The following is a 22970-nucleotide window of genomic DNA, read 5'->3' as shown; positions in this document are numbered from 1 at the left end:
GTGTTCCTAGGTCGCGCCTTCGCTTGGTGTGACACCTAAGCAGGAGCTCCCACATCCTTTCTGCAAATTTAAAGTATAAGGGATGGTAAACATGAGCAACAAGGAAACTAAAACAGATGTTATCTTAATTGGTGCCGGTATCATGAGTGCGACTTTGGGAACAATCTTGAAAGAATTAGTGCCGGAATGGAAAATTAAAATGTTTGAAAAGCTCGAAAATGCGGGAGAGGAAAGCTCTAACGAATGGAATAATGCGGGAACGGGGCATGCAGCACTGTGCGAGCTTAACTATACATCCGAAAAAACGGACGGATCTATAGATATTAGTAAGGCGATAAAAATTAATGAGCAATTCCAAGTGTCAATGCAGTTTTGGTCTTACCTAATAAACCGCAATCTGATCAGCAATCCGCAAGATTTTATCATGCCGTTGCCTCATATGAGTATGGTACAAGGGGAAGAAAATGTCACGTTTTTAAAGAAACGTTTTGAAGCGCTTTCAGAAAATCCTCTATTCCAAGGGATGGAATTTTCCAATGAGCCTAAAAAGCTAAAGGAATGGATTCCGCTTATTATGGAAGGCCGTACATCGAATGAACCGATCGCAGCGACAAAAATCGATTCTGGAACGGACGTCAACTTCGGTGCTTTAACGCGCATGTTGTTTGACCATTTAAAAAATCAAGACGTTGAAATAAAATACAAACATCAAGTGGAAGATATTAAACGGACAGAAGATGGCTTATGGGAATTAAAAATTTGGAACAAGGAAACTGGTAACATCGAACGCCATACGGCCAAATTCGTCTTTATTGGAGGCGGGGGCGGCAGCCTGCATTTACTGCAAAAAACAGGCATTCCTGAAAGCAAACATATTGGCGGATTCCCAGTAAGTGGAATTTTCTTGTCATGTAATAATCCAGAAGTGGTTAAGCAACACCATGCAAAAGTCTATGGAAAAGCCAAGGTGGGTGCTCCGCCAATGTCTGTACCGCATCTTGACACACGTTACATCGACAATCAAAAATCATTGCTATTTGGGCCATTTGCTGGCTTCTCACCGAAGTTTTTAAAAACAGGTTCAAATATGGATTTAATCACTTCCGTAAAACCGAATAATGTTTTAACGATGTTGGCAGCAGGCGCAAAAGAGATGTCATTGACAAAATACTTGATTCAGCAAGTCATGTTATCGAAAGAACAGCGCATGGAAGAGTTACGAGAGTTTATCCCGAACGCTAAGAGTGAGGATTGGGATTTAGTAGTAGCTGGACAACGTGTACAAGTTATCAAAGATACCGTTGAAGGTGGAAAAGGAACGCTTCAATTTGGTACCGAAGTGATTAGTGCCGCTGATGGCTCAATTGCCGCATTACTAGGTGCGTCTCCGGGTGCTTCAACTGCTGTTCACGTTATGCTTGAGGTCATCAAAAAATGCTTCCCGCAACATATCGAAGAGTGGGAATGGAAAATTAAAAAAATGATTCCTTCTTATGGCGAATCACTAATGGAAAACCCAGAGCTTCTGCGTGAAATTCATACTTCAACAGCAGAGGCGCTTGGGCTAAAGGAAAAAGAATTGGCTTATAGTTAATTCTTTTTGAAGTGAATATAGTTTATAAGAGGAATTGGTACAAAACGGTCGTCATGTATATTTCATGGCGACCGTTATTTATTAATTTACATACTTTCCGCTGCAACAGACACGAAGACAACAATATCTTTTTTCTACTTTCTGCTTACGGATACGGATTAATGAAAGCGAGAATGGTCTATTCACCAAGAAACATAATGTTTAGGGGCATCTAGGATGTTTACATTGTCGGGGATTTTAATAAAAGAGGGTATGTAGCAAAATCTATTCAGTTTGTATATAGTGCGCTGCGATAATTATCCAAAGTAAAAGCCGGCTAACTTTGTATTAGCACTAGCTTAACATGATGAGGTGACCTATAGATTAGGTTTCCCTTATTTTTGTCACATCATTAATATAAAAGTAACCCCTAGAAAAGGGATTTTTAAATGGGAACGAATGAACCTAATTCAAGTTATCTTTCTGATAAGATTCAGCGAGAGTTCGGCCATTGCGATCCTGTGCTTGTTCAACGACAAAATGGACGGCTGCAAAAACATATTCGGGTCGCGGCATTTGCAGACTGTGGCCCTTACGATCACTCGTCTTATGGATATGATTCGTTGACCTAGAAGCCAGTTCTTTTTGCATATTGGTCCATTGGATACCAAATCCCGGGTTATTTACAACTGCAATCGGAAGGTCACCAAACTGTGGTTTTTCCAGACTGCTATTTAATTGATTCGCAGCCGTCTCAAGATGTGCCCAGGCGCCTTTGAATTCCGCTTCAGCTGTCTTACCGGCAACAGTATTGTAAAGCATCCCTTTCCATTGCATGTATTCTTCGGCATCAAGCTGCTTTTTGTAATAGGAGTGTTCGCTACTAAACATCGGAATAATCCCTAAAACGTTACCAAGGAATCGCGAAAAACCGAATAAAGAAAGGAGTCTTAGAACCTTCAGCATAAAACTGAAAAAGACAAAGCTCTGCTTGAACTTAGCATCATCTTTGAGAAACTCATGTGTCGAATCAAGAAACACTAGCCCAGCTACTTGATTAGGATATTTTAAAGCATAGATTCGAGCAATCAGTCCTCCTAAGGAATGACCCACAAGTACATACGGCCCAGGGACTCCACTTATACCTAGCAGGTTGTTAAGCTCGTTGAGGGTATGTTCGGGAGTTGGCGCGAGGCCGGGATCACTTGAGCCCAAACCTGCACGGTCATATGTAATAACTCTAGTAAACTTAGATAATTCTTTGCTAATATGCATCCATGAATAAGAGCAATCACCGGCGCCATGAATGATGACGACCGTGGGCCCGCCTTGGCCGGCATCCGTGAGGTGGACACGATAGCCGCCAACATCAATCATTTCCCCTAAAGGGGGGCGCCTCACATCTTTATGCCGTGATACTAGTTCATATATAAATCCTAGAGCAAGTAGAGCTACCAATACTACTAATCCAGTTAGCATTTTTCTCCCTGCTTTCTCCAATGATTTTTCCTTTAACAATAATTCCCTGGCTAAACTATACAAACAAACCGTTTCGTCTACAATTGGGTAATGCTTGACTTTATCTTTAAACAGTCCGCTTTATCCCCGCCAAAGTAATAAAAGACAACATACAAACAATAGCAAATCCAATTAAGAGCCAAAAGGCAGCATCAAATGAGCCGTCGGACAATTCAACGATAAATCCAATGGCAATGGGGGTGATGAAGCCTGCAAGCTGTCCGCCGAAGCTAACAAATCCCATGGCGGAACCGACAATTTGTGAGGGTACAGTCTTTAGGACATTCGTTGGCAGGAAAATGATGATAAAGGCACCGAAAATCATGATAATCGTTTGATACGTCATGAATTCAGTAACACTGCCTGCATTAAACATCAAATAAAGCAAAATGCCGACAAAAGCCGCACTAATGATCCCGTAAAAATAATCTTTTCCCTTTGGTAATTTATCTAATAAATAGCCGGCTCCGAATGTGCCAATAATAGCTGACAATCCTGGAATGGCTGCAATCCAGCCTAATTCAAACAGCTCTAATCCGCGAACATTTACTAGGTAGGTCGGCATCCACGATAAAAGTCCCCAGTTAATTGCATTTACACTCAATGAAGCAATAAATAAGCTCCAAACGAAAGGGTATTTTAAAAGTTGAAGTAAGGATGTTGGCTGTTGGCTATTGCCTTCTTCTCTGACATCTTCAACTGCTTCTTTAGGATCCTTTATGTAAAGCCAAAATAGTGCTGCTAACAGAACGCCGATTCCGCCTATGATCCAAAACATCATTCTCCATCCAATGGTCGCCATCATCGTCGTTGCAAAAATGGGGGTAATAATCCCTAAAAAGGCTCCTGATGAAAGCACAATGGACATGGCTCTTCCTCGTTCCGAAAGCGGAAAGGTTTGGGCAATCAGCTTGGATCCAGCTGGCACATAGCCCCCTTCTCCGACCCCAAAGAAAAAACGAATGATTAATATGGAAGCAAATGACCAAGCTGCCCCTGTTAAGGCGGTAAAGATGGACCACATAATAATCGCGGTTATCAAGACTTTTCTTGAACCATACCGATCGGCTAACCAGCCTCCAGGAATTTGCATGAGCGCATACCCTGCGAAAAAACTGCTTAGCAAAAATCCTGTGGAAGTAGCACTAAGCTGTAAATCCTTCGAAATGGAAATAACCGCATAGTTCATGACAAAACGATCTAAATTCCCCAAAGACCAGCCAGCAAATAATAATGCTAATATGAAATATTTCCCTTCCAGCACTTTTGATTTCGCCAAAACCCTCTCCCCAGTCATTTTTTAAAATAGACTATACGGCAAATACAATTTTTGGGTGAAAAGTCTAGTATCATATATATTTTAAGAAATGAGTATTAGCACATAAAAGGGGAACAAAATAAAAAAGCCACTTTACTACAAGTAAGTAGCAAAGTGACTTTCAAAAAATGATTAATTTCGAATCAGATAATCAAATGCCCCTAAGGCTGCATTTGCGCCTGATCCCATGGAAATAATGATCTGCTTATATGGTGTGTTTGTGCAGTCTCCAGCCGCAAACAGGCCTGGGATGTTCGTTGCGCCACGATTGTCGACAACGATTTCACCCATTCTTGTGCGTTCAACGGTTTCACCTAACCAATCCGTATTTGGCACAAGACCAATCTGAACAAATACTCCTGCCAGTTCAATATGCTTCTCTTCCTCAGTGTCACGCTCAACGTAAGTAATTCCGTTTACCTTATCGGTACCAGTAATTTCTTTCGTTTGAACATTCATAAGGACTGTGACATTCGGCAAACTGTAAAGACGATCTTGGAGTACTGAATCCGCTTTTAGCTCTGGATTAAATTCAAGAACGGTTACGTGTTCAACAATTCCTGCAAGGTCGATGGCAGCCTCGATGCCGGAGTTACCGCCGCCAATAACGGCTACTTTTTTCCCTGCAAATAATGGACCATCGCAGTGAGGGCAGTACGCCACACCTTTATTCTTAAATTCAGCCTCGCCAGGAACACCGACATTACGCCAGCGCGCACCTGTTGAAAGGATAACTGCTTTACTTTTTAGAACAGCGCCGTTTTCCAGCTCAATTTCAATGAGGTCTTTCTTTTCTAAACGTTTGGCACGCTGTAAGTTCATCACATCAATGTCATAATCTTTCACATGCTCTTCAAGGCTTGCGGCAAGCTTCGGACCTTCAGTGGACTTGACGCTAATAAAATTCTCGATGCTCATTGTGTCCATAATCTGTCCGCCGAAGCGCTCAGCAATAATACCTGTACGAATGCCTTTACGTGCGGTATAGATGGCCGCACTCGCCCCCGCAGGGCCGCCTCCAACAACAAGTACATCGAATGGCTCTTTATTAGCAAATTCCGATGCGTCTGGAGCACTGCCCATTTTCGCAAGGATTTCCTCAAGTGACATACGGCCGCCGCCGAACTCTTCTCCATTAAGGAAAACCGTCGGTACAGCCATAATGTTCTTGCTTTCTACTTCTTCCTTAAACGCCGCCCCATCAATCATCGTGTGTGAAATATTAGGGTTTAGGACACTCATCACATTCAGTGCTTGTACAACATCTGGACAGTTGTGGCAGCTTAAGCTGACGTAAGATTCAAAGTGATACTCGCCCTTAATGCTTTTCACTTGATCAATGACTTTCTGATCGACTTTCGGAGCTCTCCCACTCACCTGCAACAAAGCTAACACTAATGAAGTAAATTCATGTCCAAGAGGGACACCAGCAAAAATGACCCCAGTGTCTTCGCCAATACGATTCACACTAAAGCTCGGTGTTCTCTGTAATTCCGCGTTCTCTACTTTAATTCTAGGTGACATTGTAGCTAATTCATCGACTAGAGCTAGCATGTCGCGAGAAACTTCATCGGAACCTGCGCTAACTTTGAGCAGCACATCGCCCTCCAACATTTGAAGATATTGGGCTAATTGTGCTTTTATGTCTGCATCAAGTATCATTTGATTGCACTCCTTAAATTTTGCCTACAAGATCAAGGCTTGGCTTAAGTGTTGATGCACCTTCTTGCCATTTTGCTGGGCAAACTTCACCTGGGTTGTTGCGAACATATTGTGCAGCTTTAATTTTGCTAACAAGGATGCTTGCATCACGGCCGATGCCGCCTGCGTTAATTTCAACTGCTTGAACAACACCATCTGGATCGATGATGAACGTTCCGCGATCTGCAACACCATCTTCTTCAATTAATACATCAAAGTTGCGAGAAATTTGGTGAGAAGGATCACCAATCATTACATATTTGATTTTGCCAATCGCTTCTGAATGGTCATGCCATGCTTTATGTGTAAAGTGTGTATCTGTTGAAACTGAGAACACTTCAACTCCAAGACCTTGAAGTTCAGCATATTGGTTTTGAAGGTCCTCAAGCTCAGTCGGGCACACGAATGTAAAATCTGCAGGATAGAAGCAAACAACACTCCATTGTCCTTTCATGCTTTGTTCAGTAACCTCGATAAACTCGCCGTTACCAGCATCGTAAGCTTGTGCTTTAAATGGTAGAATTTCTTTTCCGATTAGAGACATAATAAATTTTCCTCCTAGTATGGTTAGTAAATGATAAACAACAACTATTAGTTTTGACATAAAGCCAAAACTTTAATTAACGAAAAATAACTTTGTATCGATATTAATTATCATTCGTTAATTATAATAATTCTAATACAACACTTATTATCATATAGAGTTTGCCTTTTGTCAAATAATAATACTTAAATTTTTAAAATACTGTTTCTAAGCGGGGATAATGGAAAAAAGGGGTGCCCGATAAGGTCAATAGGGAGTTCATGAGAAGCGTTTTGGATGGTGAACTTGGGAAAAGTGTTCCCTGGAGTGTTCATATTCCTCATGACGGACAAATTTCAAGGTAATTTAATTATATGAAGAAAAGAGTAACTTTCTGTAAATTGGAACTATATTACTAGCGAACTTTTTGAATTGTCTGTTGATTCGAAGGCTTTACCCTGTTAAAATCGAATTTATAATTATTCATTATTATTCAAAAATATTCACAGCAGGAGTTGATACTATGACCAAGTACACTGACTTAAACATTCCACTCAGAACTATAATGACACCTGGGCCGGTTGAAGTTGATCCAAGAGTATTGAGGGCGATGGCTACTCCGATCTTAGGACAATTTGATCCTGCCTTTACGAATATTATGAATGAAACGATGGACATGCTTCGGGATTTATTTCAAACAGATAATCAATGGGCATTTCCAATTGACGGGACTTCCCGAGCGGGGATCGAAGCGGTTCTTTGCAGCATCATTGAACCCGGAGATAAAGTGCTTGTTCCGATATACGGCCGGTTTGGCTATCTGTTAACTGAAATCTGCCAGCGCTACGGGGCAGAGGTGACGACAATGGAGGTTCCTTGGGGAGAGGTGTTTGATCCGGAAGAAGTCATTAATAAGATTCATGAGGTTTCACCAAAAATAGTTGCCATTGTTCATGCCGAAACATCAACTGCTTGCATGCAGCCGTTAAAGGAAATTGGGGAAGCTTGCCGTAATGCAGATGTGCTGTTAGTTGTCGATGCTGTCGCCTCATTGGGCGGAGTCGACATCAAAGTAGATGAGCTTAAGCTTGATGCTGTTATTGGAGGCACGCAAAAATGCTTATCTGTTCCATCCGGATTGGCTCCGATTACTTATAACGATCGAATTGAAGAAGTGATCAATAAAAGAAAAAGTATTGAATTGGGCTTAAGAAAATTCCAGAGTGAGCCCTCTCATAATCGAATTACCAGCAATTATTTTGATTTAGCACAGCTCCAAGATTATTGGAGTCCAGTCCGCCTAAATCATCATACGGAAGCGACGAGTATGCAATATGCTTTAAGAGAAGGACTTCGTATTATTCTTGAAGAAGGACTTGAAAACCGCTTCGCCCGCCATAAATTAAATGAAAATGCATTAGTGGCAGGAATTAAAGCGATGGGCTTGGAGTTATTTGGTGATGAAAAGAACAAGCTGCCTGTCGTGACTGCTATTGAGATTCCGGCGGGTATTGATGGTGAAGAGGTACGTTCCATGATGCTAGAAGATTTTGAAGTAGAAATTGCCAGTTCCTTTGGCCCTCTTCAAGGTAAGATTTGGCGGATCGGGACAATGGGATATAGCTCACGCAAGAAAAATATCCTTCATGTTCTTTCCGCATTAGAAGCAACTCTTATCCGCAAAGGCTTTCATGTGAATAAAGGCGAAAGCTTACAGGCGGCATTGAACGTATATGATGAATACAAAATGAATATGGTGTAAGAACACTAAACAACGAGACTAAACGGCCGCATTTGTGGCCGTTTAATTTATTTCGCCAAGGCAGTGTAATACATGACAGAGAAGGGGGATTTTTGAATAGAAAATTAATTAAAGTAAAAATTGTAAAAAGATATATAGATTAGTCCTGTTTTTGCAAAAAAACTGCTTCGAACCTCTCCTGCCCAGTAATGAAAACTACCTTCCACACTACGCTTTCTTGTTTTATCATCTCCCTACTAGAGAATATTCAATATATATTTTGGAGATTGGACGAGCTTAAATTCGCATGTCTTAAGTTTGTTGCAATTTGGTTGCACAAGACATTTTGAAAACGGATTTGCAACGAAATCAAACATTAAATTTGGAAGAAACCTCAGGCTAGGCTTAAAAAGGGCCATTTAATCGGGAATTTGATTTGGCACAAATATTGCAAGGATAAATTTATAGGATTGGGTACAATTTTTATTTTTAAGGAGGGTGCAACTTGATGAGGAAGCAAGTTACGATGACAGAAGTAGTGACAAGGGATGGTTTTCAAATTGAACCTGGTTTTATTGAGACAGAATATAAAATTTCACTTATTAGAAGATTAATAGAGGCAGGTGTAAAGCGACTTGAAGTGACTTCATTTGTTCATCCAATATATGTCCCACAGATGAAGGATGCGGAAGCTGTCATGTGTGGATTGTCTGATCGCCCGAATGATGTGACCTTTTGTACACTGGCGTTAAATGAGAAAGGGGTAGAAAGAGCAATTGCTGCAGGTACGGATGAAATCAATTTTACTTTTTCAGTAAGCGAGACACATAATCGTAAAAATAGTCGCCGGTCCGTATCGGAAAGTTTGGATAATATCCGGTTTTTAATCAGAAGAGCAGAAGAAGAAAAAATACCGATCAATGTAGGCATCGCTACGAGCTTCGGCTGCCCATTCGAAGGGATTTATAAACCGGAGCGGGTGATTCCTTTAATCGAGCGGTTAACGGATTGGGGAATAAACTCAATTATATTAGCGGATACAACAGGGATGGCTCACCCTTTACAGGTAAAAGAAACGTGTCAGCAGGTCCTTAAACAATTCCCTAATTTAACACTTCACCTGCACCTGCATAATACGAGAGGAATGGGAGCGGCCAATGTAATGGCTGGCTTGGAGGCGGGAGTCACACGATTTGATAGTTCACTTGCTGGCATTGGAGGTTGCCCGTTTGCCCCAGGAGCTTCGGGGAATATTTGTACAGAAGATATTGTGCATATGCTGGAATTGATGGGATATGAAACCGAAATGAATATCGATAAATTAATTACTTTAGCCAAGGAGCTGGAAGGAAAGCTAGAAAAAACTCTTCCGGGACAGATAATGAAGGCGGGAAAAAGCTCTGATCTCCACTCAAACGAATGGCAGCCTGCGAGATAAATATGTGCAAATGTCCATAAATTTAACTTATGCTAAAAAAGTTTTAATAGAAGGCTCTGAAATTAAAATGCAGAATATTTAAATTAGTTAAACTACCGTTAGGTGTCTCGATTGAATATGCTTATCAAATTATGCTTTGAAAATTGGAGGAGGTTAGGGTTGGTGAAAAGATTACTTTTTTCTTTAGTTTTATTATTGTCTGTCATACTTGCAACAGCATGTAGTAGTGAGGAGACGAAAACATCCTTGGGGAAAAACGGGAAGGAAAAAGTGATCATTGCTGAGGGAAATACTGGCTTTCTGCTTACACCTATTTATGTAGCTAAGGAGCAAGGCTTCTTTGAGGAAGAGGGATTGGAAGTAGAGGAGGTTTCAGTCAGCGGGGGGTCAAAGGCACTGTCAGCTGTGATTGGTGGCGGAGCACAAATTGGAACTGTTGCCCTAGTCGATATTATGAAAGCGATTGATAGCGGTCAGAATGTGAAAGTATTTGGTACGTTATTCAATCAGGTGGGAACAAATATTGTGATGAATAAAGATATAGCCTCCAAAAATGGAATTAATGAAAATTCGTCGATGGCAGATAAAATTAAGGCATTAAAGGGATTAAAAGTTGGAATTAGTTCACCAGGGAGCGGTTCAGACCATATCATTCGCATGTTGTTAGAATCAGAAGGAATCAATCCTGACCGGGATTCGGAACTAATTCCTCTCGGACAAGGAGACGCCCAGCTTGCAGCTTTCCAAAAAAATGAAATTGATGCGTTTGTTTATGCTTCCCCGACAACTGATATGGCGACAACTCTTAATGGAATAATTCTTTTCAATTTCAGTAAGGGAGAAGTTGAAGAATACGCGGGGTTGGCTTATTTAACCCTTGTAGCAAAAGAAGATGACTTGAAAAAGAATAAAGAGCTCTATCAAAAAGTAGCTAATGCGATGGCGAAGGCAGGTAAATTTATTGAAACAGAAAGAGAAGAAACGAGAGAAATTTTGAAGAAATATGTTCAGGGCATCGATCCCGAAGTATTCGATATTGCATTTGAAAATAATTATCCTGCATTTGCGAAATCCCCTGTCATTACAGAAGAAAGTTTTAATAAAAATATTAAGTTCGGAGGAATTGATCTTCCTTTTGATAAAGTCATAGACAATGAGTTTGCAGATAAAGCGAAATAAGTTCAAGGAGGCACAAAATGATCGAGTTTACGAATGTTTCGAAGTACTTTGAACGGGATGGAAAACGCGTTCTTGCTGCAAAGGATATAAATCTAAAAATCAATCAAGGGGAATTCCTAACTGTTATTGGTCCTAGCGGATGCGGGAAATCAACCGTTCTCAATATGTGTGCAGGATTGATGAAGCCAAGCTTTGGCGAAGTAAAGTATAAAAAACAACTTGTAAATGGGATTAATACAAGTGTGGGCTATATGACGCAGAAGGATAATCTTTTACCTTGGCGAACAGTCAGAGGAAATGTTGAAATCGGACTAGAAATAAGAGGGATTGGGAAAAAGGAGCGTGAAAGAGAAAGCGCCTCATTTATTGAGATGGTCGGATTAAAAGGATTTGAAAACCATTATCCGCAAGAATTATCAGGCGGAATGAGACGGCGAGTCAGTTTAGCCAAAATGCTCGTCTATAATCCTGAAACCCTTTTACTAGATGAACCTTTTGGCGCGTTAGATGCACAGCTGCGTTTAATTCTCCAAGATAAGCTGCTCCAAATTTGGCAGGAAACAGGTAAAACCATCATATTTGTTACTCATGATTTAGATGAAGCTGTTTTATTAGGTGAGCGTGTTGCTGTATTCAGCAAGCGTCCAGGAACAATTAAAAAAGTCGAGGAAGTAAAATTGCCGAAAAAACGTGATGTCTATAATCTGCGTATGACGGACGAATTTAGGAAAGTGCATGCGAATCTTTGGCAGTCCTTAAGAGAAGAGTTTGTTGAAGAGGTGAATGCAGTATGACTTCTCAATCAAATGCATCAACTAGCAAGGAGAATGTGCAAGCTTTATTAAATGCAGAGGAGCCCCTTCGAACGTCCCCTAATTTTAATCAAAAGGTAAAAATACAGGGCATTCGAATAGCTTTTCTCCTATGCTTTTTAATTCTTTGGGAGTCAGCAGCAGGGAGATTAATTGATAAATTTTGGATCAGTTCCCCAAGTGATATTGTTCGTACTTTACACAAGTGGGCAACTTCGGGTGATTTATTTTTCCATCTTGGGATCACGTTACAAGAAACATTTATCGGATTTTTCATAGGTGCTTTAGCAGGCTGTTTCGTAGGATTTATTTTGGGGCGTTGGTCTTTTGCGGCTAAAGTCATGGATCCTTTCATTACTGCCATTTATAGTTTGCCAAAGGTGGCCCTTGCCCCTTTATTTATATTGTGGTTTGGCATTGGAATAGAAATGAAAATTCTTTTTGCAGCGATGATTGTCTTTTTTCTTGTGTTTTTTAATACGTTTGCCGGTGTCAAGGATGTAGATGAAGATCTATTGGATAATATTCGTTTAATGGGAGCTACTGAAAAGCAGATTGTGACAAAGGTGATCATTCCTTCTGCGCTCACTTGGGTTTTCGTCGGTTTAAAATTATCTGTCCCTTATGCATTAATTGGTGCGGTAGTTGGAGAGATTACTGCGTCCAATAAAGGAGTCGGATTTTTAATTCAATATTCAGCTGGAAATTTCGATACAGCTGGCACATTTGCGGCTCTTGTCATCTTAATGATTGTTTCAATAAGTTTAAATGGTATCCTTATGCTCTTAGAGTCGCGATTGCTTCGTTGGAAAAAAACAAATTCAAGGTAAATAACTAGCCTGTCTCAATTTTTATTGTGATGGGCTTTTTATTTTCAATAAATCCAAACTACTACGAAGAGAGGACTATTGTCTGTAAGCTGCAAAGTAGTCTATACTTAATATTGGTATTATTCAGATAACTGGGTTCTAATTTCAGAGGGATCATAATGGATGAAAAACTAGAAAAACAAATTCAATTTTATCGGAAAATAGTTGAGTTGTCTCATTCGGGTATATGCGGGATTGATAATGAAGGGCGTATCATTATTTACAATCAGGCTGCCGCGGACTTCCTTGGTGTTCCAATTGAAGAGGCGTTTGGAAAGATGGTGACGGATGTTAACCCAAAGCAGCCAGGGATCACGCGTGTACTAACCGAGCAAAGTGTTCAGCATGATCAACTGCGTAAAGTTGGGCAGAGAACTGCGGTCATCAACCGGTCCCCAATTTACTATGAAGGCAATCTGATTGGTGCGATTTCAAGTGTACAAGATATTACGGAGTTACAGCAATATGAAGAAAAAATCCGCCGTCAAGTAAATAAACAAGGATTAAAAGCGAAATGGACACTTGAAAACATCGTTGCCAAATCAAAGGTAATGCAAAGACTTATTGAGCTTGCCAAAAAGTATGCCGCTGTTGATTCGACTTTGCTTTTACAAGGTGAGTCAGGTACTGGTAAAGAGATGCTTGCACAAGGGATTCATATGGTGAGTAGTAGGAAGCATGGTCCATTTGTCGCTTTGAATTGTGCCGCTTTACCTGAAACCCTGTTAGAAAGTGAATTATTCGGATATGAGGATGGTGCATTTACAGGCGCCAGAAAAGGTGGGAAGCCCGGACTTTTTGAGCTTGCTCACCGTGGGACGATATTTTTAGACGAAATCGGGGAATTGCCTATACTTCTTCAAGCTAGATTGCTCCGTGTCTTACAGGAACGTGAGGTTATGCGTGTAGGCGGCAATAAAGTGATACCAGTTGATGTAAGAATTCTTGCAGCAACCAACCGTGATTTAGTTCAGCAAATGCATGAGGGCTTATTTAGGGAGGATCTTTATTTTCGTCTGGCTGTATTAGTCTTAAGAATCCCGCCCTTACGGAAAAGAGCTGAAGATATTCCTTATCTTATTGAAGCTTTTTTAAAAGAGTGGAAGAAAGCAGATGATTACCGTTTTACAGATGAAGAAACTCGTAAGCTGCAAAACTATTCATGGCCCGGAAATGTTCGAGAGCTCCGCAATCTTATGGAAAGGGCATTTGTATTATTAGATGCAGGTGAACCGTTAGATATTTTCAGTCCAGATGTATGGATTTCTACTGAAGTCACATATAGCTCGGATAATGCTTCGTTGATGATAGAGCAAGGAGAGAATGAGGAAGAGAGAATTAATCGTATATTAGAAGAGGAAAAGGGAAATATCGGACGGGCAGCCAATCGATTAGGAATCCACCGTTCTACCCTATGGAGGAAATTGAAAAAAATTAATTCTGATAGCTGACTCACTCCTGCTAATTGTAGGAGTTTTTTGTTGCATAAAAGTTGCTTAATGTTGCATGCAACAAGAACCGGATAGATTGTAAGTTAAATAGAAAAGAATGGTTATAGTTAACAGGCCGAATACATATTAATAGTGAATGGTTTTCGTTCTTTGACGTAAGTTTCCTTATTGGCACGAAATTTGCATCCTTAAAAAGTAATAAATGAAAACAAAGTGGAAAAGGTAGTCTAAACTGCTTTGTTATTAATAAATAGGAGGGAATTATTTTGAAAAAGCCATTGGAAGGAATTAGAGTCATTGAATTAGGTGCATTTGTAGCTGGGCCATTTGCTTCAAGACTTTTAGGTGAGTTTGGGGCTGAAGTCATTAAAGTGGAATCTCTTGAAGGGGACCAACTTCGGCAATGGGGACTCCATGCTCCAGGTCAAGACTCTTATTGGAGTATGGTACAAACGAGGAATAAACGATCCATCTCTGTTAATTTGCGTACGATAGAAGGCCAAGATATTGTTAGAGAGTTAATCGCAGATGCGGATGTCGTCCTAGAAAACTTTAAACCAGGTACACTTGCAAAATGGCGATTATCACATGAAGAGATGAAAGCGATTAATCCGAAGCTGGTTATCACAAGTATTTCAGGGTTTGGTCAAACAGGTCCTTATCGGAATTTGCCCGGTTTTGGAAATATCGCAGAGTCTATGGGAGGGATACGTTATGTGACAGGTTTTCCTGATCGCCCGCCAGTAAGGGTAGGTCTTCCAATCGGGGACACGATAGCAGCTCTCTATGCGGTCATTGGAACCCTATTTTCCTTATATTATCGGGATGCTAAAAATGGAAAGACAGGTCAGGTTGTGGATGTTGCCCTATATGAATCCGTATTTAGTTTCCTAGAAGGGATGGTTCCCGAGTACGTTCATATGAGCAAAATTAGAGAGCGAACAGGTAACCAGCATGTTTCCACAGCCCCTTCAAATGTTTATCCAACTAAAGACGGAAAATGGGTTGCCATCGGTGCGAATAGTGATTCGCTATTTAACCGCTTGATAAAAGTAATGGGGCGGGAGGACTTGGCGCAAGATCCGCTACTCCAGGACAATAAAGGACGTGTAAAAGAAGCAGACCGTTTAGATAAAGAAATCGGGATATGGACACAACAATTTAATTTGTCGGAAGTGATGGATCAATTAAATGCTGGTTCCATCCCAGCCGGTCCTATCTACAATATCGAGGATATTTTGGCCGATCCTCATTATCAAGAACGAGATATGTTCCTTACTATACCTGATGAACGAATAGGTGATATTGTCATGCCCGGCATCGTTCCGAAACTTAGTGAAACACCTGGTGAGGTAAAGTGGGCAGGTCCTAATTGCGGGGCAAATACCGAAGAGATTCTTAGTGACTTGGGCTATACTGAGGAACAAATTGAATCCTGGGTGGAAAAAGGGATAATCATGACAGGAGACACGGTTAAACCATCTCTTTGAATTTTTAGTGTCAGATATAAAAACTTAATGCAAAAAATAAGCTAGAGCTGTCCGGTAAGCCATTTTTCATGACTAACTGGACGGCTTTTTTCCGCTTCTCATCTAAAAATTGCAAGTCATTAGAAAATATGTAATTGTAAAAAATGCAATATAATTACAAAGTGTTTTCGTTTTACACAATTTTACACTATAATTCTATGTAACTTAGAAGTAGGGGGAGTTATATACCAATGAAACGAAGACGGTTATTTCACATATTGATGCTATCTTTACTATTTTCTACTCCATTGCTCGTACATAATCCGATTATAAGTCATGCAGAAACAACGAAAAAAATTACATTATTGGTTAACACCCGACAAATTTATAGCGACAACAAGGTTACCTATGCCCAAGCGCCAATCCAAATTAAGCATGGTGTCACGTATGTTCCCTTACGTGCATTAGGTGATGTAATCGGGGCAACAACTGTGTATGATTCGAAAACAAAGAATGTTACCTTAACAAAAGATGGAAAGAGTCTTCGGTTAAAAGTAAATTCTAAAGTATATTCATTTGATAACAAAGAAAAAACTTTCCCTATCGGTATGCCGTTTCTAGATAAGCAAACAACAATGCTTCCTTTAAGGACGATCGCTGAACATTTCGGAGCAACTGTTACACCTAAACTTGCAGAAAACAAGATAGAGGTCATTTTTAATATCGAACCTAGTATCGGAAACATCATGATGATCAATGGGAGAGAAGTTTTAAACTTTGACAGTGTTAATCCCATCGTTGACGATAAACAGTTTACATTAATTCGCAATAACAGCCCCGAGCAGATTACACAAGAAGGTATTTATTATAAGGACAAGATTAACGGTGATGCACGAATTTTAGTTCATCAACAAAACAGCCTTTCAGAAGGTGCCAAAATGTATGTCATAGCTGAAAATAAAGGGGATACGGATAGTTATGTTACCTTGAGAAATATTGGTTTGGGAGGTCCCAATCCATATACAGCATTTACGGGGAAAGAGTCTGTAGGACAATATTTATCGAATTTCCATCGCGGCATAGACATGCCATCAGTTCGTATTCCAGCTGGGAGTAAAAAAGTTCTAATTCCTGAATTGAGCGACAAAGTTTTAAGACCAAAAGATGTAATCACCATGTACGCCGACATTTTTGCTTCATCTGAAGTGAGTCTTGAAATTATTGCGCTTAAAGAATCGAGTCTACTAGATAAAGTATATCCGTCTTTACAAGATATTTTACGAGATGGCAAGCACACACGGGGCACATTTTCGACTGGAAACCGTGAAATTAGCGTAAGCGAAGAACTTGGAGCGAAGAAGCAACGCCTCTTAATTGGTGATGGAGAAGTTGATCCTTATATCCAAGGTGTGGATAAAATGACGGGGCTAGAGGAGATCAACTACGGAAACCGGGGGATGCTTTATAAAATTCATTTGAAAAAGGTCGCCCCTAATACAACTATTGTATTTAATGGCCGAGGCGGTTCGTATGCCGGCTCAATTGCTGTAAATGAGAATGTAATTCGTCTTCCTGACCAAGGGGTTCTTTCATCTTCTAATGAAGGTGTAGTCCTTTATCGAACGAAAAATATAGCGGAAGAAGTCTTAATTTATTTTATCCCAGCATCGGGAAGTGACTTACCGGTTAATCTACTTTTCTATCCATTAGACAAGCAATAGATATTGAAAGAGTGAAATGAGTGGATTAGGATTGTGTGGTAAAAATGAGAGTCTATGAAGCAGTGTATAATTAAAATATTTATTATTTGCCCAAGGTGCTATTGCAAGAATAGCACTTTTTTTATTTAAAAAAATTCTTTTCTAAAAAATGAACTTAATCCCCCCATCATGACTCTTATAAGTGAGTGAGGTGAAGGCATGAATGTTGTTCGATTAGTGAAAAAGGCGAAAAAGGGGAGCAAAGAGGCGCTGCTACAATTAATTATGGCGCAGAAGGATGAGTATTATCGGCTAGCTCTCACTTACATGGGGAATTCGCATGATGCGATGGACGCCATGGAGGACATGATTGTTAGGCTATATGAAAAAATTGATCAGCTTAAGAAGGAAGAGGCTTTTTACAGCTGGAGTAAGACCATTTTGGCGAATAGTTGTAAATCCATGCTTCGAAAGCAAAGGAAGCTAGTGTTCATAGATGATTGGCCTGAGGAATCGCCTCGTCATGCACAAATGAAGGATCCTTATTTAAAAAGTGATCAACAGATGGATATTCAAGAAATGTTTAGCCATATAAACGAGCAGCAAAAAGAAGCGATTCAATTGAAATATTTTCATGATCTCGATTACCAGACCATTGCTGATATGACATCTGTTTCGATTGGAACGGTAAAATCAAGGATTTTCCAAGGATTGAAAAAGCTAAGAGATCATTATAGGGGTGATTTTGGTGAATAACATCAAGCAACGATTAGCCGAGGAGAAAAAGCATATAGATTCCATCCAAGCACCGGATGAATTAGAAATGAGATTAAGAAATGCTTTAAATCATGCCCCCCAAAAAACGAAACGGCCTGTATTTAGCTTTTTGGCAGCGGCAATCGCCTTATTATTGATCATTATGATGGGGACCCAATACAATGCTTTTGCTTTTTATGGCAAGAAATTGCTCGGTTTTGACGAAATAACTACTGGTACTATAAAAGAACTCAATGAAAAAGGCATGGGGCAACCCGTCGATAAGAAGACAAGGCTTGAAGATGGAACGGAACTTATCATTAACGGAATTATTTCGGATTCTAATCAATTGGTTATGTATTACACATTATCTAATCCAAAAGGGATTATGGAAAGTACAAGTGATCATTTTAGACTATCAAGAATTACTGGCTTTTTAACAAATTCGAATGTTGAAGGTGGTATGTACATCATCAATGATGAGCAAACGGAGATTAAAGGTACGATGTCTTTCGAACCAGTTAATCCATTTGCAAAAAAATTAACTTTATACTTTTGGCAGCCTGTACAAAATGACCAGATGATTGAAGGCAATCTTTCTTTTCCATATAATCCGAACAAAGCAATGGCAACCGAGCTGAAAAAGCCGCTCAAAAAGACATTTAAAGTCGACAAGGGCACCATTAGATTTCATTCCATTACAGCCTCACCAACAATGACAATCATAAAAGGGAGGCTAAATGTCGAAAACTTTGATCGAGTCAACTCTGCATTAGATGGAATTGAACTAATTGCGAATGGAAAGCCGGTCGAATTAATGGGCGGAGGCAGTTCATCTTCCCTAAATGGGGTCAAGTTTGATATTCGCTATGATGCATTGCCAAAGCAGCTCGATTCACTTGAATTAGTCATGAAAAAATTTGTTGGCTATCAAAAGCTAGAAGAAAAGATCTCCCTAGCATCCGCAAGTAACCGTCCGATTCCGTTAAGCGGGAAGGAATTATGGATTAAAAAAGTGTCAGTAACTTCTCAAGGAGTAGAAATAACGATTGCTACCGATGATGATGTCATGCTTGACGGTGTATCCATCCAAACACAAAAGGAAATGACTCCTTTAAGAACAATTGTCAATCAAACCTATACACATCAAGAAGACGGTAAAGTTATAAAGGAACGCACATTGCTATTTGATACAAAGATAGAGCCAAAATATCTTCTAATAGAGGGCATGCATTATATGAAATCATATAATATGAAAATGAAGATACCGGTTAATTAGAATTTCTTGATGTTTTTATATAGAAAAATACAGAAAAAGGGCTGTCCAAAAAGTCAGATTAACTGAATTTCTGGGCCCCTTTATTTTTTGTTTCTTAAAATGTGCACAATATTATTACGTACGGATCGCCCCTGTTTTAAAAGATGGCAGACACCTATTAGTTATTTCCAATAAACTCAAGTGAGTAAATATGTGTTTTCGTTAGATCAATCACTTCTTGAATAAATTCCTCTTTGGTTTCTTTGAAGCCATTTTGGATCCAATGATGAAGGAGTCCGTAAAAGCCATAGGCTGTATAACGTTTAAAATAATCCATATTGACTGGGATCTTGTTGATGGTTTCGAAAATAAATTGTTCCTGATAAATTTTTAAGATTGTTTGAGGGAAGCGTGTGTATAATCCCGGTAACGTGTCATGATAATTAATCAGTTCAAAAAAATTCCGGTTGTTATAAATATAAGAAACGATATTAAAGGATGGTGCATCCAGAGTCGAAGTATAAACTTTGCGGCCGGGAACATATGGTTTGCCTACTGAAGCTTCTAACCCTAAAAACATGGAAACAAGTAAATCTTCAGCTAATTCAATTTTGTCTTGATAATGGATATAAAAGGTACTGCGATTATAAGCGGCATAATCAACGATATCTTTTACAGTAGCGGAATGGTACCCCTTCTCTTTAATGAGTTCAATCAAGGCTTGTTTTAAATGTTCTTTTGTCCGATTTTGTCTTCTTGATGTCGAATTTTGATTAATATTCATGAAAAATCCTCCTTCAAAATAGACAGATTTATCATAAGTGTCTAATTAGTAAACAATTAATGATATCTTAATGATTGTTTCATGTAAACAAAGTAGTACAATTAAATTGTGGATAAAATAGTACAGATATGAAATCTATCTAGCACTTTCCACTAGAATGTGATAGGGGAATTTTACTGGGAGGGATCTAGCATGGGAAAACTACAAGACAAAGTAGCTATAATTACCGGGGGAGCATCTGGGATTGGTGCAGCAACAGCACGTTTATTCGTTTCAGAAGGGGCCAAAGTGGTTCTTGTTGATTTAAATGAAGAAAAAGGGAAAGCTTTTGAAGCAGAATTGAAAGCGCTTAACGCTAAAGCTCTTTTTATTAAAGCAAATATTACGAGTGAAGAGGAAGTCGCTAATATCTTCAAACAAACTGTAGAAGCGTTTGGTAAAGCGGATGTTGTATTCAACAATGCGGGAATCGGCCGTGTTCATCCTTCACATGAATTAGAGTATTCAGAATGGCGTAATACTGTAAATGTTGACTTAGATGGTGTTTTCTTAGTAGCGCGTGAATCCATCCGTGAAATGTTAAAAACAGGCGGCGGTACGATTGTTAATACGGCATCTATGTACGGTTGGGTTGGATCACCTGGTTCAGCAGCCTATAATGCAGCAAAAGGTGGCGTGATTAACTTAACTCGTTCACTTGCCCTCGAATACGCAGAACAAAATATTCGCGTTAACGCATTATGCCCAGGTTTTATTGATACACCAATTATACCGGAAGAAAGCAAGCAAGTTTTATCAGCAGCGACACCGATGAAACGCCTTGGGCAAGCAGAAGAAATGGCAAAAGCCGTTTTATTCATGGCTTCTGATGATTCTTCATTCATGACTGGTAATAGTTTAATCGTTGATGGTGGATATACAGCTCAATAATTTATCATGGGGACGGATTTTTGCTTCAATTTTGAATTAGGCAACGAGTCTTTGTGATTCTAGCTTTGGGGAATTACTCGTACTATCTGGAACTAAGCAGGAAAAGATGGCTTTACACTGCTATATACACTTAATTAGAGATATTTTAAATTGAGATAATTCAAGGGGATATAAATTATTTATCGTAACGATAAAAAAGGGGGAAGTTTTCATGAGCAATCGTTTTGATGGGAAAGTGGTATTAATTACAGGTGCAGGATCTGGTTTAGGTCAAGCTTCAGCTTTACAGGTAGCAAAAGAAGGATCAAAACTTTCACTCGTTGATTTAAACGCTGCTTCATTAGAAGAAACAAAAGGGAAAGTGTTAGAAGTTGCACCAACAGCAGAAGTGTTGCTTATCACTGCGAATGTCGCAGATGAAAAAGCCGTTGAAAACTATGTAAATGAAACAGTTGAGAGATTTGGGAAAATCGATGGTTTTTTTAACAATGCAGGGATCGAAGGAAAACAAAACCTAACAGAGGATTTTGGCATTGATGAGTTCCAAAAAGTAGTGAATGTTAACTTAAATGGTGTGTTTTATGGCTTGAAACAAGTATTGAAAGTCATGAGAGAACAAGGTTTTGGCTCTATTGTTAATACTGCTTCTGTTGGTGGTATTCGTGGGGTAGGAAACCAATCCGGATATGCAGCTAGCAAACATGGTGTGGTTGGATTAACAAGAAACTCCGGAATTGAATACGGTCAATACGGAATCAGCATTAAAGCCATTGCACCAGGAGCAATTATGACACCAATGGTCGAAGGTTCATTAAAACAAATAGATCCAGTCAACTGGGAAGAAGTAGGGAAACAGTTTGTTGAGCCAAACCCAATGAAACGTTTTGGTAAACCAGAGGAAGTGGGTTATTTGGTGGCATTCCTGCTATCTGATCAAGCCAATTTCATTAACGCAGTTGTTATTCCAATCGATGGCGGACAATCTTATAAATATTAAGTAGTGCGGATACGGTTCATCTACTGATTTATACTAAGGAGGGTATCATTATGCTGTTTGAAAACAAAGTCGTATTAATAACTGGTGCTGCTGGCGGTATTGGTATTGCTGCCGCAAAAGCATTTGCAAAAGAAGGGGCAAAGTTAGCTTTAGTAGATTTGAAGAGGGAGTCACTAGAAAAAGCGGCTGCGACTGTGGATGCCAAAGATATATTATTACTTACCGCAAATGTTTCAGTTGAAAATGAAGTGAAAGAGTATGTTCAAAAGACGCAAGAACATTATGGACAGATTGATGTTTTTATCAATAATGCTGGTATTAATGGCGAATTTAAAAATATAACCGAACAAACAGAGGAAAACTTCAATAATGTATTTGGAGTAAATGTGATGGGCGCCTTCTTTGGGTTAAAATATGTCCTGCAAATTATGAAAGAGCAAAAGAGCGGGGCAGTTGTGAATACAGCTTCAAATGGTGGTCTATTAGGAGCTCCAGGAATGAGCGCATATGTTGCATCTAAACATGCGGTAATTGGTTTAAATAAATCAGCAGCACTCGAAATGGCTGAATACGGGGTTCGTGTGAATGCTGTTGCTCCATCAGGTGTAAATACAGAAATGATGAGAAGAATCGAAAAGAATGCAATGGGTGATCAGGCAGAAGAAGCTAGGAAAGCATTTGAGGCATCAGTTCCTATGAATCGATATGCAACTGCAGAAGAAATTGCAGATTTAATGGTATTTTTATCTTCTGAAAAAGCATCATTTATTAGCGGATCTTATTACAGAATAGATGGTGGTCAAGGAGCTACGTCTGTTTAACTATAATTTAAATATACTCCCTAGCAGGCATCCGCCGGCTACTTTCAGAGGAAAATTGAAAAAAATACAAAAGGAAGTGGAGAAAAACGAGTCGTTTTCCTCCACTTCCTTTACTTTAGGGACTTATCTGAT

At 39.5% G+C, this 22970-nt stretch carries 19 protein-coding genes; 14 read left to right on the top strand and 5 right to left on the bottom strand.

Annotated features, from left to right (window positions below; translation table 11 throughout):
• Nucleotides 1-91: 91 nt before the first annotated feature.
• Complete coding sequence (locus tag F7731_RS19325) at nt 92-1594, top strand: malate:quinone oxidoreductase (protein ID WP_151536437.1); 1503 nt, start codon at nt 92-94, stop codon at nt 1592-1594.
• Nucleotides 1595-2038: 444 nt separating this feature from the next.
• On the opposite strand, the gene F7731_RS19320 is transcribed toward F7731_RS19325, so the two are convergent.
• The 4 genes from F7731_RS19320 to ahpC form a co-directional block, all read right to left on the bottom strand.
• The gene (locus tag F7731_RS19320; RefSeq protein WP_151536436.1) at nt 2039-3052 is read right to left on the bottom strand and encodes an alpha/beta fold hydrolase; all 1014 of its coding nucleotides are present in this window, start codon (nt 3050-3052) and stop codon (nt 2039-2041) included.
• Nucleotides 3053-3158: 106 nt separating this feature from the next.
• Nucleotides 3159-4388 (bottom strand): MFS transporter, encoded by a 1230-nt coding sequence (locus F7731_RS19315; RefSeq protein WP_151536435.1) that lies wholly within the window; start codon nt 4386-4388, stop codon nt 3159-3161.
• Nucleotides 4389-4541: 153 nt separating this feature from the next.
• The gene (gene ahpF, locus F7731_RS19310; RefSeq protein WP_151536434.1) at nt 4542-6071 is read right to left on the bottom strand and encodes an alkyl hydroperoxide reductase subunit F; all 1530 of its coding nucleotides are present in this window, start codon (nt 6069-6071) and stop codon (nt 4542-4544) included.
• A gap of 13 nt (nt 6072-6084) precedes the next feature.
• Nucleotides 6085-6654, bottom strand: a complete 570-nt coding sequence (gene ahpC, locus F7731_RS19305) for an alkyl hydroperoxide reductase subunit C (RefSeq protein WP_151536433.1) — start codon at nt 6652-6654, stop codon at nt 6085-6087.
• A 502-nt stretch (nt 6655-7156) separates the two neighbouring features.
• Between ahpC and F7731_RS19300 the strand changes: the two genes are divergently transcribed.
• From F7731_RS19300 to F7731_RS19255, 10 genes are all read left to right on the top strand, one after another.
• On the top strand, nt 7157-8395 hold the full coding sequence (locus F7731_RS19300) for a pyridoxal-phosphate-dependent aminotransferase family protein (RefSeq protein WP_151536432.1): 1239 nt from the start codon (nt 7157-7159) through the stop codon (nt 8393-8395).
• 487 nt (nt 8396-8882) lie between these two features.
• On the top strand, nt 8883-9812 hold the full coding sequence (locus F7731_RS19295; protein ID WP_151536431.1) for a hydroxymethylglutaryl-CoA lyase: 930 nt from the start codon (nt 8883-8885) through the stop codon (nt 9810-9812).
• Between the two features lie 162 nt (nt 9813-9974).
• On the top strand, nt 9975-10991 hold the full coding sequence (locus F7731_RS19290; RefSeq protein WP_170289752.1) for an ABC transporter substrate-binding protein: 1017 nt from the start codon (nt 9975-9977) through the stop codon (nt 10989-10991).
• Nucleotides 10992-11008: 17 nt separating this feature from the next.
• The gene (locus F7731_RS19285; RefSeq protein WP_151536429.1) at nt 11009-11785 is read left to right on the top strand and encodes an ABC transporter ATP-binding protein; all 777 of its coding nucleotides are present in this window, start codon (nt 11009-11011) and stop codon (nt 11783-11785) included.
• Complete coding sequence (locus F7731_RS19280) at nt 11782-12633, top strand: ABC transporter permease (RefSeq protein ID WP_151536428.1); 852 nt, start codon at nt 11782-11784, stop codon at nt 12631-12633. The genes F7731_RS19285 and F7731_RS19280 overlap by 4 nt, the downstream gene beginning before the upstream one ends.
• A 158-nt stretch (nt 12634-12791) precedes the next feature.
• Complete coding sequence (locus F7731_RS19275; RefSeq protein ID WP_151536427.1) at nt 12792-14123, top strand: sigma-54 interaction domain-containing protein; 1332 nt, start codon at nt 12792-12794, stop codon at nt 14121-14123.
• A 266-nt stretch (nt 14124-14389) separates the two neighbouring features.
• Complete coding sequence (locus tag F7731_RS19270) at nt 14390-15613, top strand: CaiB/BaiF CoA transferase family protein (protein ID WP_343032870.1); 1224 nt, start codon at nt 14390-14392, stop codon at nt 15611-15613.
• A gap of 230 nt (nt 15614-15843) precedes the next feature.
• Entirely contained in the window at nt 15844-17313 is a 1470-nt protein-coding gene (locus F7731_RS19265; RefSeq protein WP_151536425.1) for a copper amine oxidase N-terminal domain-containing protein, read from the top strand.
• Nucleotides 17314-17511: 198 nt separating this feature from the next.
• Nucleotides 17512-18048, top strand: coding sequence for a sigma-70 family RNA polymerase sigma factor (locus F7731_RS19260; RefSeq protein WP_151536424.1), 537 nt, complete (start codon nt 17512-17514; stop codon nt 18046-18048).
• The gene (locus tag F7731_RS19255) at nt 18041-19327 is read left to right on the top strand and encodes a DUF4179 domain-containing protein (protein ID WP_151536423.1); all 1287 of its coding nucleotides are present in this window, start codon (nt 18041-18043) and stop codon (nt 19325-19327) included. The genes F7731_RS19260 and F7731_RS19255 overlap by 8 nt, the downstream gene beginning before the upstream one ends.
• 157 nt (nt 19328-19484) lie before the next feature.
• Here F7731_RS19255 and F7731_RS19250 read toward each other — a convergent pair whose 3' ends face one another.
• Nucleotides 19485-20090: a TetR/AcrR family transcriptional regulator gene (locus tag F7731_RS19250; RefSeq protein WP_151536422.1), complete on the bottom strand. Its 606-nt coding sequence runs from the start codon at nt 20088-20090 to the stop codon at nt 19485-19487.
• Between the two features lie 192 nt (nt 20091-20282).
• On the opposite strand from F7731_RS19250, the gene F7731_RS19245 reads away from it, so the two are divergent.
• The 3 genes from F7731_RS19245 (at nt 20283) to F7731_RS19235 (ending at nt 22838) form a co-directional block, all read left to right on the top strand.
• The gene (locus F7731_RS19245; protein WP_151536421.1) at nt 20283-21020 is read left to right on the top strand and encodes an SDR family NAD(P)-dependent oxidoreductase; all 738 of its coding nucleotides are present in this window, start codon (nt 20283-20285) and stop codon (nt 21018-21020) included.
• Nucleotides 21021-21231: 211 nt separating this feature from the next.
• The gene (locus F7731_RS19240; RefSeq protein WP_151536420.1) at nt 21232-22017 is read left to right on the top strand and encodes an SDR family oxidoreductase; all 786 of its coding nucleotides are present in this window, start codon (nt 21232-21234) and stop codon (nt 22015-22017) included.
• Between the two features lie 50 nt (nt 22018-22067).
• On the top strand, nt 22068-22838 hold the full coding sequence (locus tag F7731_RS19235) for an SDR family NAD(P)-dependent oxidoreductase (RefSeq protein WP_170289751.1): 771 nt from the start codon (nt 22068-22070) through the stop codon (nt 22836-22838).
• Nucleotides 22839-22970: the final 132 nt, after the last annotated feature.

The organism is Cytobacillus depressus, from assembly GCF_008923245.1.
Classification (GTDB): domain Bacteria; phylum Bacillota; class Bacilli; order Bacillales; family Cytobacillaceae; genus Cytobacillus; species Cytobacillus depressus.
Note: the sequence above shows the minus strand (reverse complement) of the source record. Positions and strands in the feature narration are given on the sequence as shown.

Excerpts from the sequence above, each read along its gene's own strand:
- F7731_RS19325 (WP_151536437.1), top strand. The coding sequence starts at position 92 with ATGAGCAACAAGGAAACTAAAACAGATGTTATCTTAATTGGTGCCGGT.
- F7731_RS19320 (WP_151536436.1), bottom strand. The coding sequence starts at position 3,052 with ATGCTAACTGGATTAGTAGTATTGGTAGCTCTACTTGCTCTAGGATTT.
- F7731_RS19315 (WP_151536435.1), bottom strand. The coding sequence starts at position 4,388 with ATGACTGGGGAGAGGGTTTTGGCGAAATCAAAAGTGCTGGAAGGGAAA.
- ahpF (WP_151536434.1), bottom strand. The coding sequence starts at position 6,071 with ATGATACTTGATGCAGACATAAAAGCACAATTAGCCCAATATCTTCAA.
- ahpC (WP_151536433.1), bottom strand. The coding sequence starts at position 6,654 with ATGTCTCTAATCGGAAAAGAAATTCTACCATTTAAAGCACAAGCTTAC.
- F7731_RS19300 (WP_151536432.1), top strand. The coding sequence starts at position 7,157 with ATGACCAAGTACACTGACTTAAACATTCCACTCAGAACTATAATGACA.
- F7731_RS19295 (WP_151536431.1), top strand. The coding sequence starts at position 8,883 with ATGAGGAAGCAAGTTACGATGACAGAAGTAGTGACAAGGGATGGTTTT.
- F7731_RS19285 (WP_151536429.1), top strand. The coding sequence starts at position 11,009 with ATGATCGAGTTTACGAATGTTTCGAAGTACTTTGAACGGGATGGAAAA.
- F7731_RS19280 (WP_151536428.1), top strand. The coding sequence starts at position 11,782 with ATGACTTCTCAATCAAATGCATCAACTAGCAAGGAGAATGTGCAAGCT.
- F7731_RS19275 (WP_151536427.1), top strand. The coding sequence starts at position 12,792 with ATGGATGAAAAACTAGAAAAACAAATTCAATTTTATCGGAAAATAGTT.
- F7731_RS19265 (WP_151536425.1), top strand. The coding sequence starts at position 15,844 with ATGAAACGAAGACGGTTATTTCACATATTGATGCTATCTTTACTATTT.
- F7731_RS19260 (WP_151536424.1), top strand. The coding sequence starts at position 17,512 with ATGAATGTTGTTCGATTAGTGAAAAAGGCGAAAAAGGGGAGCAAAGAG.
- F7731_RS19250 (WP_151536422.1), bottom strand. The coding sequence starts at position 20,090 with ATGAATATTAATCAAAATTCGACATCAAGAAGACAAAATCGGACAAAA.
- F7731_RS19245 (WP_151536421.1), top strand. The coding sequence starts at position 20,283 with ATGGGAAAACTACAAGACAAAGTAGCTATAATTACCGGGGGAGCATCT.
- F7731_RS19240 (WP_151536420.1), top strand. The coding sequence starts at position 21,232 with ATGAGCAATCGTTTTGATGGGAAAGTGGTATTAATTACAGGTGCAGGA.
- F7731_RS19235 (WP_170289751.1), top strand. The coding sequence starts at position 22,068 with ATGCTGTTTGAAAACAAAGTCGTATTAATAACTGGTGCTGCTGGCGGT.